The organism is Pseudomonas alkylphenolica (assembly GCF_004025535.1).
Lineage (GTDB): Bacteria > Pseudomonadota > Gammaproteobacteria > Pseudomonadales > Pseudomonadaceae > Aquipseudomonas > Aquipseudomonas alkylphenolica_A.
Genome location: NZ_QJRG01000048.1, coordinates 354,505 through 369,050, shown reverse-complemented (window position 1 = coordinate 369,050; position 14,546 = coordinate 354,505). Strand labels below are relative to the sequence as shown.

The window sequence follows — 14,546 nt, the reverse complement described above, 5'->3', positions numbered from 1 at the left end:
TCTCCTGTGAGCCCCAACGCTCACAGGAGAGTACTAATGTCCACCTCTAACGTCCCCCCTATCCCCGGCCTGCACGGCCGATTCCTCGGCAAGCGCCTGTCTGGTCTGTTCAAGCATGCAACCGCTGCCGATCTCAAGCGCTGGCGTACTGTACTGCGCCCGGCGCAGTTGACGTCCAAGGGCCTTGCTGCCTGGTACTTGATGGCTGACGAGGCCGAACGCCAGACGCTGCACGATGTGCAAAAGCGCAGTCAGACCTCGACACGTGCGTTGGCCAAGGCGCTGAAAGACCTGAAAGAGCCAGCAGCGTTTGCCGAACCCCTGCTGAAAGCTGAGCTGAAAAAAACCTTGGGCGTTGAATACGACGTCAATACCACCGAAATGGTGGAAATTCATTACGAGTCGGTTTTGCTGGGGTCAATGCAGCAGCTAAAGCCTCGCCAGCAAACCCTGATGCAGGCGGCAATGCAGAACTATGCCGCCGATACTCAATTCGAGACCGGCAGCGCATTGGCGCCCAAGGGAGCGTTTACCCTTGAGCTCAAGCCCGGTGACCCGGGCGCTTACCCGCGTTTTCAATACCGTTACAGCCAAAAACTCGAGATCAAGCCCGAGCGTTTTGCAGCGTTGTGTCACGCGCTGGATCTGGGCGAGCAGTACCAGGCACATGTGCGCGATGTGTATGAGCTCCCGGCAACTCAGGACACTGTGCGCAGGCTGTCAATCAAGGCGGATAAAGACCGCTTGCACCAGGCTGCCCAAGAGGCGTTCATGAAAGGCGAGATCTCGGCGTCGGCGCGTTCGATGTTCCACCAGCTGATCGATGACCAGCAGGCACCGCAGCTCCACGGCAAGCCCGTGATCCTTCAAGGGTTGACGATGTTTGGCACTGCGCTTGAGGGCGTTGTGGTGTTCAGTGCTGATCGCATCAGTAGCGAGGTTGAGCCAGTAGTCGTTTACCTGCCAGGCGCGCCTTTGTACCCGCTCAAAGAGTACCCGTCTGTGGCCGCTTTCAAACAGGACTTGCGGGTTAACCTGTTGCAACCGGCTTATCTGCGGCTGTTTCATCGCTATGTCCGCCAGCAGGAGCAGGCACACTTCTTCAAGCGCCTTGACGAGGCGTTGTACCTCAATGATGGCGAGCTTGACCCTCATGCCAACCTGCACCTTCGTGATATGGCAATCGGTACCGACCTGTTCGGCTACAGGCAAGATCAGCACCTGATCAGGCTCAAGGAAAATGCCGCCGTGTTGGTAGTGCCCAGTGCCAAGGTAGATGAGGAGGCAAAAAAAACACGACTGGCATACTGGGAAAGCATCGGCCTCAATGTACTCAATGCAGCGGCTTTCTTTGTGCCGGCACTGGGTGTGGTCATGGCTGCAGTGGCTGGCGTGCAGCTGGTAGACGAGATTATCGACGGCGCCCATGCCTGGGAGGCGGGTGATCTTGACGAGGCCGTGGCCCATTTCGAGTCGGTGGCAGTGAATGTCGTCATGGCCGTTGGCATGGGTGCCGCAGGCCATTTAGCGGCGCCGATTCAGGCGAGCGAACAGGTTGATGGCTTGTTGCGCGTCAGCCTGCCCAGTGGCGAGGAGCGTTTGTGGAAGCCTGACCTGGCACCCTATGCGCGCACGGTTGAGCTGGCTGATGTTACACCTGACGCGGCGGGGGTTTACCCTGTGGATGGTAAATCCTACATCCGTATTGAAACGCAGGTATTTGAGGTGACTCAGGATGCCGACGCAACCTGGACAATCACACATCCCGACGATCCGCACGCCTATCAACCTGTACTGCGACACAATGGCGAAGGCACTTGGCAGGCCGCAGGCGAGCAGCCCTTGCAGTGGGACCATGAGCGCCTGTTGAAGCGTTTTGGTCATCTTGCGCACGGCTTGTCCGATGAAGTGGTTGAGCAGGCTGTGAAGATCAGCGGTGTTGACGACGATGTGCTGCGTCGCATGTATGTGGACCAGTTGATGATGCCACCTTTGCTCAAGGACACGCTGCAGCGCTATCAGACTGACCGCCGGATGGACCGTTTGATCAAAGCCTTGAGTAATGGTGCCGCTGGCGTGGATGGCTTGGGGTATGGGCCGAGCTTGAGTCAGGAATTGCCCCGCTGGCCAGAACGTGTGATTGAGGTCTATGACGAAGCGGCGAGTGCGGACAGCGAGCCAGTTCGGTACGGCGCGAAGCGCTGGCCTGGTGGACGTGTCATCAGGATTTCGATAAGGGAGCTCTATGCCAACACCTTGGCCGGCAAGGTATTGGAGGACTTGAGTGAAGAAGAAGCCAGTGATCTGTTCGGGTCAAGCGTTGAGACGCACAAGCGCTTGGAGGTACTCCGTCAACTGATTGCCGAGCGTGCCACCAAGGCGCGCGCTGCAATCTTCGAGCTCCTGCACGAGCATGGACGAGCAGAGCCGAGTGTTGAACAGGCGCGGCTGATCAAGGCCTTTCCGCTGCTGACCGACGAGGCTGCGCTGGAGATCATCGACGCCGCTGATTCCGTCGAGCGGACGCAGTTGCAAGCCAGTGATGGGCGTGTGCCGATGCGTCTGGCTGAAGAAGCACGGGTGTATCAGCGACAGATCGCTGTGTCGCGGGCCATTCAGGGGCTGCATGAGGTAACGCTGGCAAACCTTGACAGCGATCGACTGGCGGTGGGGTTGATGGCTGATCTGCCGGGGTGGAGTGGTAATGTTCGTCTTGAACTGCGCGAGAACTCGCGGACTGGACGTCTGCTGGCCAGCGCCGGTCAGCCTGAGGGCGCGCTCAAAACGGTGGTGCGCAACAGCAACGGTTACCGCGTCTATGACGCTCAAGACCTTGAGTTGAGCGGCGGTGAGCCGCTGTTTGCCTCGTTGCTCAAGGCGTTGCCCGACAGTGAACGGCAGGCATTGGGCTTTGATATTCAGTCATGGCAGCTGTTGCGCAGCACATTGTATGCGCTTGCCTCGGCAGATCGGGCTCGGGTGTCGACTCTGCTTGGCCAGCAGCCGATCAAACCGTGGTTTCGCTCGCCCTTTCGATTGGCTGACGGTCGGACCGGCTATCCCCTGGGAGGGACGGTGGGGAGCCAGGCTGTTGATGGTAGATTGAACGCCCTGTTCCCGAGGCTGAACAGGGAGGCGCTTGAAGCGATGAAAGCACGCCTGTTACTTGAGAATCAGCATCTGGGTGATGCCGTGTTCAAACTGGAGGCTGAATACAAAACGCTCGAGGAAACGCTTGATCGGTGGGTGACGGACAGCACAAACGTCTATCAACGGGGCGATCGACAACATGTCCGCCAGACACTGCTCAACACCTGGCGTCGACCAGGCGGGGGCGTCAGAGCGAAGCTGGCACTTCACAGGTCGAACGCCGGAGCGCTGCCCGTGTTGACCGCACGGTTCGAGCATATTCACGACCTGAGCCTGGCAGGAATGCAGCAAGAGGCATTGCCCTCTGGTTTTCTGCGCTGCTTCCCACGGCTCAAACGCCTGTCACTGGAGGGCAACCGGTTAAGCGAGATCCCAGCTGATGTCGGCGCGCTGACGGGCCTGGTTCATCTAAATGTAAGTGAAAACGGCCTGATTAACAGCGACTCCCTCTTTGATGTGCTCGAACCGTTGGTCAGCCTGCAGACACTCAACTTGCAAAAGAATCCACTGACTGGCCTTTCCAATTCGGCGCTGGAAGCGTTGGCATCACTGCCGGTGCTGACCCGGCTGAACTTTCGTTACAGCAGCGTGAGATTGACCGCCGAAGGGCTGGAAGTCCTGACCCGGTTGCCTCTGCAAGAGCTGAATTTAAGCAATACTGACTTGGTGTTGGATGAAACCGCCGCGCAGGTGTTTTCCAGGTTTGGTCAATTGAAGCGACTGAATCTGGCATTCAATTTAGACCTTGGGCGGGCCCCCGAGCTTGGCGACCTGACGCAACTGGAGCAGCTTGACCTTAAAGCCTGTGGGTTGAGCGAATGGCCTGAAGGATTGACGACCTTGATGAACCTGGAGCCCCTCCAGCTGGAGTCCATTGATCTGAGTAGCAACCGGATCACGACACTTCCGGCGCTGGCTGAAACACGCTTCGGTGCCGCACTGCGCACAGATCCCGACCTTGACCTGAATTTATTTTCTAACCCGTTGAATGCTGACAGCATTGCCCGAATGAGCATTGTCGGGGCTGCCTATGAACGTGATCTGGGGATACATATCCAGGAACCGGTACAGCCTGACGATGTCTGGTTGGAGGGGGCAGGTCAGGTTCAACGCGACCTCTGGCAGGAGCTGTTCCAGAATCGACAGAACCGCGCTCTGCACGATGCGTTTGATCGACTTGCCTTGTCGAGTGAGTTTCGGGCCAATGCGGCGTATGTACGCAAGCGGGTGTGGTCAATGCTTGAACTGGCTTCACAGCATACGCAGCTCCGGGAGGATCTGGTGGCGATTGCTGGCGATTTTCCAGTGACCTGTGGCGATGCCGGTGCTGACGCATTCAGTGCCCTGGAAACCGCCGTGTTGGTGTTTCAACGCAGCTCAGAGGCCGGTAGCAGTGGACGCAGCGCTGATCTGGTGGCGTTGTACAAGCAGTTGTTTCGTCGCCATGAAGTGCAACGAATGGCCGATACGTTGTCTTTGGCCCGCATGAGTCGGCGTGCCGCCTTGATGGCTGACGGCGAGCTGACACCACTGGACCCGCTGGATGACATCAGCGATGCCCGACTTGCGAGTGAGAGCGTCGATGATATCGAGATCCGGCTGGCCTTGCGCCAGAAGTTAGCGGGCGTGCTTGACTACCCGGAGCCTTCCAGTGACATGCTCTTCGAGGCTACGGCCAATCTCTCGAAGGAAACGTTCGATCGGGTTGCAGGCGCGGTGAAAGGGCGTGATACGGTCGCCAACCGCCAGGCCTGGATGGTGGGTGAAAGCAGCTGGCAGCGTTACCTGAAAGAACGATACGCAGGTCAGTTCGAAGCCATTCTGACTACCTGGACAGAGGGCCTGGACTACCTGGATTATTGCAGGGGAACGTCTGACGAGGTGCCAGCCAAGCTCGATGGCGACGTGGTGAGCGCGTTGCGCAATACGCTGGGTAAAACGCTCTTCCATGCAGACGGTACGTTACGCAAATTTGATATCGACGATAACGGTTATTTAAAGGGAGCCGCCGACCTGATCAGAGGTCGCGAAGAAGCAGAGGCTGCCTTGATGACCCGGTTGACGCAAGTTGAAGAGCTCTCGCCGTAATTACGACAGGCAAAAAAAGGCCCCGCATGCGGGGCCTTTTTTATTCAGCGACGACGGAACAGCGGTTGCGGTTCGTCGGTGGCGGCCTGGTAGGTCACCGAGAAGTCTTTGAGGCTTTCCAGTGCTTCCACCGGGTCTTTGTCGGCTCGCAGGGCGAAGGCGTCAAAACCGCAGCGCTTGAGGTAGAACAGCTGATCACGCAGCACGTCGCCAATGGCCCGCAGTTCGCCGGTGAACTTGTAGCGGTCACGCAGCAGGCGCGCATTGGAGTAATTGCGCCCGTCGGTGAAAGCCGGGAAGTTCAGGGCAATGACCTGGAACTCGTTGGCGACGTGGCCGATCTCTTCGGCTTCTTCGTCGGCATCCAGCCAGACACCCAGGCCGCCGTCGCGGGCCTTGAGCATATGGCCGTGTTCACGCCACAACTGCAGCGGAACGATGTAGTCGTCGCAGTTGGTCACTTCGTCGATGTTGAAGTCCTTGGGCAGCAGGTGCCAGGTTTCGTCGACGATTTCGTTGTTCTTAATGATTCGCTGCATAGACGCGTTCCTTGAAAGGGTCGATGCCAATACGCTGGTAGGTGTCGATGAAGCGCTCGTCTTCGGTACGTTTTTCAACGTAGACGTCGATCAGCTTCGAGATGACATCCGGCATGGCGTCCTGGGCGAACGAAGGGCCGAGGATCTTGCCCAGGCTGGCGTCACGGCTGGCGCTGCCACCAAGGGAGACCTGGTAGAACTCTTCACCTTTCTTGTCCACCCCGAGAATGCCGATGTGGCCGACGTGGTGGTGACCACAGGCGTTCATGCAGCCGGAGATGTTCAGGTCCAGTTCGCCGATGTCGAACAGGTAGTCCAGGTCGTCGAAACGGCGCTGGATGGATTCGGCAATCGGGATCGACTTGGCGTTGGCCAGGGAGCAGAAGTCACCACCAGGGCAGCAGATGATGTCGGTCAGCAGGCCGATGTTCGGCGTAGCGAAACCGTTTTCACGCAGTTCCAGCCACAGCGTGTGCAGTTGGCTCTGCTCGACGTCTGCGAGGATGATGTTCTGCTCGTGGGAGGTACGTAGCTGGCCGAAGCTGTAGCGTTCGGCAAGATCAGCGACGGCATCGAGCTGTTTGTCGGTCAGGTCGCCCGGTGCAACGCCGGTAGGCTTGAGCGACAGGGTCACGGCCACGTAGCCCGGCTTCTTGTGCGCCAGGACGTTACGGGTGCGCCAGCGGGCGAAGCCCGGGTGCTGTTGTTCCAGCTCGCTGAAGTCGAGGTTGTCCAGCGCCTTGTAGTCCGGATCAACGAAGTGCTTGGCTACACGCTGTACTTCGGCTTCGGTCAGCGTGGTGCTGCCACCGCGCAGATGGGCCATTTCGGCCTCGACCTTCTCGGCAAAGACTTCCGGGGTCAGGGCTTTGACCAGGATCTTGATCCGTGCCTTGTACTTGTTATCGCGACGGCCGTAGCGGTTGTAAACCCGCAGGATCGCGTCCAGGTAGCTCAGCAGGTCTTGCCACGGCAGGAATTCATTGATGAAGGCGCCGACCACCGGGGTACGGCCCAGGCCGCCACCCACCAGTACGCGGAAGCCCAGCTCGCCGGTTGCGTTGTACACCGGCTCGAGGCCGATATCGTGGACTTCAATGGCGGCGCGGTCGCTGCTCGAGCCATTGATGGCAATTTTGAACTTGCGCGGCAGGTAGGCGAATTCTGGGTGGAACGTGGTCCACTGGCGAACGATCTCGCACCAAGGGCGCGGGTCGATCACTTCATCGGCAGCGACACCGGCGAACTGGTCGGTGGTGACGTTGCGCAGGCAGTTGCCGCTGGTCTGGATCGCGTGCATCTGCACGGTCGCCAGTTCGGCCAGGATCTCCGGGATGTCTTCCAGGGCGGGCCAGTTGTATTGCACGTTTTGCCGGGTGCTGATGTGGGCATAGCCCTTGTCGTAGTCGCGCGCGATCTTCGCCAGCATCCGAGTCTGGCGCGACGTCAGCTGGCCATACGGCACAGCGACCCGCAACATCGGGGCAAAACGTTGGATATAGAGGCCATTTTGCAGGCGCAGGGGGCGGAACTCTTCTTCGCTCAGCTCACCGGCCAGATAGCGTCGGGTCTGATCTCGGAACTGCTTGACGCGGTCCTCGATGATCCGCTGATCGTACTCGTCGTATACGTACATAGGGGTCCTGTTCTCAAGCTGCTTGCAGCTAATCGCGCGCACGGCCGCGCACTCCCAAAGCGGAGCGGAAGAAAGATAGCAGTTTGCGTTTATGCGCAAAAGTGATGTTTTTGCATATGAAAAGAACCATTTGGACTAAGTGAGACTGACTGGCATTTGGCTGTTTGAGGCTCTGCGGTGTTTATAATCAATGGTTTGAATAGCAGGAGCGAATCCGCATGCTCAAGGCCTTGTGCCAAAGCCTATGCCTGAGTCTGCCGCTGGCAGCCAGCGCACAGGCCGCGTCGGTGGTGTTTCTGAATCCTGGCTATTCCAACGAGACCTTCTGGGTCAGTTATTCGCGCTTCATGCAGGCAGCCGCCCAGGACCTGGGGATGGAGCTACGGGTCGAGTACATGGAGCGGCGTCCGGAGCACGCGTTGATCGAGGCGCGCAAAGTACTCGCCAGTGCGGACCGCCCGGATTATCTGGTGCTGGTCAATGAGCAGTATGTGGCCCCGGAAATCATCCGCCTGTCACATGACAGCGGGGTCAAGCTGTTTCTGGTCAATAACGGCCTGACCCCAAGTCAGGCCGAATTGATCGAGAAGGCGCCGGAAAAGTACGCGCCGGTGCTCGGTACGCTGGTCAACAACGACGAGCAGGCCGGCTATCAGATGCTCAAGGAACTTGTCGCCCTGCGTTCCCGACCCGGAATAACCCGCCCCATCGAGTTGCTGGCGTTTTCCGGGATCAAGACCACGCCGGCGGCGCAACTGCGCGAGAAAGGCATGCGCCGGGCCCTGGCCGAGCACCCGGAAGTACGCTTGCGCCAGCTGGTGCATGGCGGGTGGGAGCAGGAGCGGGCGTACCAGCAGGCTCAGCAGTTGCTGAAGCGCTACCCGCGCATCGAACTGGTCTGGTCGGCCAATGACGAGATGGCTTTTGGCGTCATGCAGGCCTTTGTCGAAGCCGGTCGCACCCCGGGCCGGGATGTCCTGTTCAGCGCTGTCAACAGCTCCCCGCAAGCGCTGCAGGACCGCATCGACGGCCGGATCAGCGTGTTGATGGGCGGCCACTTCTCCCTCGGCGGATGGGCCATGGTGTTGTTGCACGATGATGCGCTGAATCTGCCAATCGACCGTGACGGGCAGCGCAACCACCAGGTGCCGGTTCTGCAACTGATTGACCCGGCACGCGCGCGGCGCTGGCTGAAGCTGCAGGATCAGGCCGACTATGGCCTGGACTTCAATCGCTTCAGTGCGCAGGGGCGTGCAGCAAGCTACCGCTATCCGTTCCTTCAGGCGCCGATTGACTATTGATAATTCCTTACTTGAGCAAAGGACATTGCTGGACTTAACTGCTACGGGTGACGTGCATTCCCATAACCACTACAAGAGGCGATGCAATGGGAAACTCGACCAAAGTGAAGAACGACAGCCATGTCGATGCCTGGGCGATACTCTGTTTGATTGTGCTGGTTGTTGTGACCGCGGTGTATTGGGTCAGCCACCAGTAACCTTCCATTCAAGACCGTGATGCAACCCGAGCGCCTGCGGAGGAACTTCCGCAGGCGCATGCGGCCAAGCACAGGTGACTTGATCCGCGTATAGATACATGTAGCGCAGTGATGCTTGTGTTCACTGGTCTGATGACGGCTCCCTCATTTGTAATGGAGCCTGTCATGACCATTTCTTTCGCACCCGATCCGATGCCGGATCTGCCAGCGATCACGATTGCCGCTGGTTTTCTCCCGCCAACCCTTACCGACAGCTTCGACCTGATGCAGGTTTCAGCGGGTGTGTTCCTGTGGGATAACGGCGATGCTGTGTTGCTGGAGCGGTTGCAGACGTTGGCCATGTCCGTGGCGCAGGTACAGATCGAGCAAGAGCACACCGACACCTGGGATTTTCTTCTTGCGTTACAAGGCCGGGTCGACCTTGAGATCGATCTCAGTTTTGAGGCGGAAATCCCCGATGCAGCCTGGCATTTTTGCCTGATGGCCGCGCACAACGCGTTGCTCGGTGCCACGACAGAAGTGCCTGTGAGTGCGTCAGAGGAGCCCCACGGCAGTAACCCGCTGCCCTTGGTCTCCCTGCGCGGTGAGCTGATCCAGGCGGCAGCGAAGGGCACGTTTGCCCAGGGCCTGGTCAAGGCAGGTGTTTTTATTTGTGACGAGGTCTTGCCCGATCGCATGCCCAACCTGCAGCAGGCAGCCGAAGCGGTTGCCGGGCAGCTGGCGCTGAACGAGATTGTGCACGCAGAAGATTTTGTACGTGAGTTGCAGCGCCGAATCGATGTCGATATCACTGCTTGCATGGAGACAGACCCGCCGGGCATTGATGCGCTGGTGTTCCTGATGGCCGCCCACAATGCGCTCAATTCGTTGCTGGCTTACGCGCTTATCCCTATGCCTTTCAAAGCGGATGACTGGGCAGGGCCGCAAGCCGATGATCCGGTTTCTCCGGGCGATGACACGGTTGCGCTGTACCCCCGCGGGGATGAGCCTGTTTTGCTGACAGCAGATGAGCAGCAGGCTGGCGCACTGGTGGGCAAGGCGCTGGAGGTGATGGCGTCCTTCTTCGGAGCCCTTGAATTGCCACTCAGGGAGCGCTTGAGCACGCTCTATGCTACCCCCCGGTTGAGCACCCAGGGGTTGGCCAGGATTGTCGACGACACCAAACTACAGCTCAATGCTGCATTGACAGCGCTTGCCGGGTACACCGTGGAGGTCGATTCGCTCGAGATTCATACGGCGCGAACCGGTAAAACGGCAGTCAGTGGTCGACTGTGGGCCTGGCTTTCCCACGGCACGCCACGGTCGTTGGCACCGCCGCAGTTGAATCGGGACGCTTATGATTTTGTCATGAACAGCTGGACGACGCTCAATGGTGCACCGTTCACCAAGGCCGACGGTAGCACCGTAACGGTCAACGAGATCGTCCGCATTGGCCGGGATCTGGATATTGGCCAAGTGATCGCTGACAAGTGCGAGCAGTGGGCGCGCGAAGATGATGTTGCCGAGGGGATAGCTCAAGAAGCCCAGGCAAATTTTGAAATTACCTTGCTCAACGCGCTGAAATCGGACCGTATCAGTACCGGGCAGTATGGGCAGTTGCTGGCCAGCGCCGGGGTGTCAGTGCCTGGATACACCGACGGTAATCCTATGCCTTATGGCAATCAGCACCTGCGCATCGAAGCACATGAGCTACCGGTATTTGGCCTGCGTACGCGCAAGGCCAATTACATCTACGCGGCCACTGAACCTGAAGGCCGCCTTTTCATTGCTGACCTTGATAAGAACATCAGCGCGGTAGACGTATTTATGGAGGCGTTTCGCGGAGACCTGTGGCTCACCCGGCAGCGGCGCGATGGCTGGTCTTGGTCACTTCTGGGGCCGGCGGCGCAGCAGGCGGTGATGGCTAAATTACCGCAGCCGTTGCCTGATCAGCCTGCTAAGAATCGTCCTGCTACGGCCCATTGGACGGCACAGGGCGTGTATGCAAGCAAGGCAGATTATGATCGCAAGGCCAGCGAAGTGAATCTGACCGTGCCTTACGCTATCCGGCAGTCGACCGCTATCCATGCACTTGAAGTCGCCCGGCCGACCTGGAGGCCTCCATTCATCTCGATGCTGGCGCACAGCCGACGGGCATTTATCGCCAGCCAGGTCAAAGAGCATTTCACCCCTAATCAACAAAGCAGCTTGACGCATGCGCTGCGAATCGGGTCCGAGTACGTTTCATTCGTACTGGATGTTTTGTTGATCGCGGTACCCGGCAAGGTGAAGTTTCCAGGAAGGGCACTGTTGTTCAAGGCGATGCTCCTCAAACAGCTGGCCATCGATCTCCCCACCAGTGTCGTGAAGTCGAAATGGGACGAAGCCGGGGAAGCATTGGTCGACTTTTTCGAAACCGTGCTGGAAATGGGAGCGACCCGCAAGGCCGGGACGCTGGCTCGGTCGCGTCTCGATAAATTGAACCGGGCACTGCTGCCGGACCGACACGGCGATACCGGGCACTCAACGGACATCCCGTTGACCGAGCCGGCCCTGATGTTACGCGGCATGTTGCCGCCGGCACTTCAAGTACTGAAGGATGCTGACTTGTCAGAGATACTGCGGCAGTCAGCGGTGAGCGCCGCTGAACTGAGCGCAATGAGGACTGCACAGGCCCCTATGCGCATGGAGCTGGCTGTTGAGGCTTCCCTGGCCATGAACCGCGTGCTGCGAGCGCAGGCGACCCTGACGCTGGGCACACCACGCTATCGTGAACTGCCCAGCACTGTGGAATGGCCAATTGTAGGGCTGCTTAGCCAGCATCTGGACATCTGCATCACGGTGCAGGGCCCGGATGGCATGTCCTTGAGGCGTTTTGAACCCGCAAGCGGATCGTTGATGCCAGGAAGTGCTGCGGGCAAGCCTGAAATGGTGTTGACACGATACGGAAACTGGCACTTCAGCGAAGGCAGTGAAAACCGCAACGGGGCAATTTCCAACTCGCTCTTCTACTATGTTCAGCCTGCTCCAGCGGGGGCTCGTCCAGGTGATCGGGTAGCACAGACGGATCGTCTGAGGGAGACCGTCGCCGAGTTACTGCTCGTCCCTGAAATCGAGCACGCCTTTGCCCGCGCCATCCACCACGGCGCACGGCCGCGTGCAAGTGTGCAAGCCACGGACGGAATGCTTCTTGCGGTATCGGTAGAGGGAAAAGACACGGTCGATCCAGGCCGACTCACTGGCGGGGCGACGCGCTGGATCAGCGCCGAAAGCGAGCGCCGGGTGCCCGATGCCAACAGTATCGAAAACTTCAACAAGGCCAGGTTGCAACATGACCTAGCGTTGCTCAATGGCGGATTCGGGCTGTCTGCTTCACCGGCGCTGACACAGAGCGCGGAGTCGCTTTACCTGTCGGGTCTGCTGGACCTGTTCAACGGGACACCGGGTATGGATGTCGCCGTTCGGGTAGTCACAGCTGGCAGAAGTGTTGCCGTGTGGGGTAATGAAGGTGCATCACAGGTGTTGGTCCTTGAACGTCGCGGGGTAGTCGATGCGCATGACTACCTGGGCAGGCTGGATGCTCGCGATAGCGTGTCCCCTGCGGCGCAAAGCGCGAACCCGTTGAGCGAGCTGTTGCTGCGGCTCATGAGCGATACCGCCCGCGACACACTGGCCATCAATATCACCGAGCCCCATGTGCTGACCAGGAGAGTCATGGATCGGGTATTGAGTGTCCGGGCACTTTCTCCTACCCAGGGCGGCTTGAGAGGGTTCGACGTAACACCGCAGGCGGGACTCGCCACCTACGTGCAAACCGTTACGCTCACCGTGAGTCCGGAGGCGGACGGTTTGGCGCGTCATGAGGCAAAGGTCTGGTTGGAATGGGGCCATGGTGCGCTGGAAGTGCGGGCGGAAGGTGAGGCATGGCGCGTGTTGTCGGCTGCAGGCGGAGCAGGTCCATTGATGCTGCGTAGCTACGGCGAGTGGCGGATTCTGCAAGAGCCGATCGCCACGCTCGAAACACTCGGCGGCGCCTCAGTCCAGGACGCGCCGCTGCTGGCCAAACTCAACCAGATGCAGATCCGGGAGCCATCGGCGCGGGTCTATCACGTTTGGGCTGACGATAGCGTAGAGGGGGGAAGTTACATCGCGTTCAGAGGCAGCAACGCAGCGTACTATCGCGTGCGCACGGCCGAGGCTGGTGCGGCCGAACTGGAAGTGGTCCGGGCGGATGGCAGTGGCGGTGGTGTCTGGGTCCGTCAGGGGCCAAGTGGCGTCTGGGAGGCTGCGCGAACACTGCTCGGTGGAATGCCCGACGAAGAGCAAGTCGTTTTGTGGCGGCCGCAGGGCGCGCTTGCTCCTCGGCCTATCCCCACCGGGTTTGGCCTGCAAGACTCCAATTACGCGGCACGCTTCAGAATCGGGGCGGGTAGCCACAAGGCGCAAAATCGCTTTTATCCGTTCGTTTGCCCGCGGGGGCAACAGGACGTTTACAACAGCCGCTTGAGCAACAGTGATGCCATATTGAGTCATAGAAGCTCCACGGCCAATATCGCCACGAAGGTCGAGGTGTTTTCCAATCAGTGGGGGATGCCTCTGGACATCACGTCGTTGCCGTTTTTCGATATGCCAGGAAAAATCTCAACAGAAGTGCGGCTTGTAAACGGGGCGCTGATAGCCGATCTCATAGGCAAACGGGTGGCGGGTCAGCCTGTGGTGCGGCGTATTCTTGAACCGATGGCGGGTTCTGGATTCTATTCCAACTATGCCAGAGCGGTCGGTTTTACCGGCGCGATGCAAGTCAATGATGTGAACCCACTGGTCTATTTGACGCAGCGCGAGATCGTCGAGCAACCCGATCAGGTCAAGCACTACATCGAGAGCATCAAGGCCAACCTGGCGGCACTTGCGTATGAAGGCACTGGGATGCGGTTCGACAGTATTGACTTGAAAAAGCAATTCGCGACACGTGCGGAGGCGGAAGTCTTTATGACTTCTGAAGCAGCAAGCCGGATACGTGAGGACATGAAAAACTATTTTTACCGGCTAATCGATACTCACTTTGTAATGACGCCTGCTGGTATCGGTGTCCGCTCGACACTCCCTGAAAATGAGGCCCGGGCCTTTCTGGCGGCCGCCTTCTACCTGATGCAATACAATTCGGCACGCCATGCTGCGGTTCGCATTAACAGCCTGGGCCGGATTGACCTGCCGATGTCATCTGTTGTGCGTGACAGACAGTTCGTGTCTCTGTTGTACAACGGAATCGCCAACATCGACCACTTGAACTACTTGAGTCACCTCCATACCGCTCAGGGTGAGAGCTCGGTGTTTACAAATTACAACGGCTGGGAGATGTTCGACCCGATTGACGGCACGACCAAAGACGGTGACCTCGCTATCGTCAGCGGACATTTCAGTGATAACTACCTCACCGAGGCCCAGTTCATGGAAAAGGTCACGAATCATGTCGTGCCGTTCGTCAACCAAGGTGGCAGGGTGGTCATCATCAACACCCATAGCCTCTACAAAGCCGAGGCATTTTCCGAGTTAGGTTTTCAGGTGTTTGAGATCAGGACTCCATCGACAGGCTACCTGCTGGCCGTCAACACGCAGGTGGTGACAGATGTGGGGCTGGCGGTTAACTGAACGATAA

General features: G+C 58.7%; 5 protein-coding genes. 3 read left to right on the top strand and 2 right to left on the bottom strand.

The annotated features are described in order from the left end of the window. The first annotated feature begins 36 nt into the window (after positions 1–36). Positions 37–5,238 carry a dermonecrotic toxin domain-containing protein gene (locus DM813_RS22235; protein WP_128325555.1) on the top strand — a complete coding sequence of 1,734 codons (5,202 nt, stop codon included), beginning with the start codon at positions 37–39 and terminating at the stop codon, positions 5,236–5,238. Positions 5,239–5,282: 44 nt separating this feature from the next. Here the strand turns inward: DM813_RS22235 and DM813_RS22230 are convergent, their stop codons facing one another. Together DM813_RS22230 and DM813_RS22225 are read right to left on the bottom strand one after the other, a co-directional pair. Next, the gene (locus tag DM813_RS22230) at positions 5,283–5,777 is read right to left on the bottom strand and encodes a DUF934 domain-containing protein (protein ID WP_128325554.1); all 495 of its coding nucleotides are present in this window, start codon (positions 5,775–5,777) and stop codon (positions 5,283–5,285) included. Then, positions 5,761–7,413: a nitrite/sulfite reductase gene (locus DM813_RS22225; protein WP_128325553.1), complete on the bottom strand. Its 1,653-nt coding sequence runs from the start codon at positions 7,411–7,413 to the stop codon at positions 5,761–5,763. The genes DM813_RS22230 and DM813_RS22225 overlap by 17 nt, the downstream gene beginning before the upstream one ends. Before the next feature lie 218 nt (positions 7,414–7,631). On the opposite strand from DM813_RS22225, the gene DM813_RS22220 reads away from it, so the two are divergent. Next, entirely contained in the window at positions 7,632–8,714 is a 1,083-nt protein-coding gene (locus DM813_RS22220) for an ABC transporter substrate-binding protein (RefSeq protein WP_128325552.1), read from the top strand. Positions 8,715–9,076: 362 nt separating this feature from the next. Continuing rightward, positions 9,077–14,539, top strand: a complete 5,463-nt coding sequence (locus DM813_RS22215; RefSeq protein ID WP_128325551.1) for a hypothetical protein — start codon at positions 9,077–9,079, stop codon at positions 14,537–14,539. Positions 14,540–14,546 lie beyond the last annotated feature (7 nt).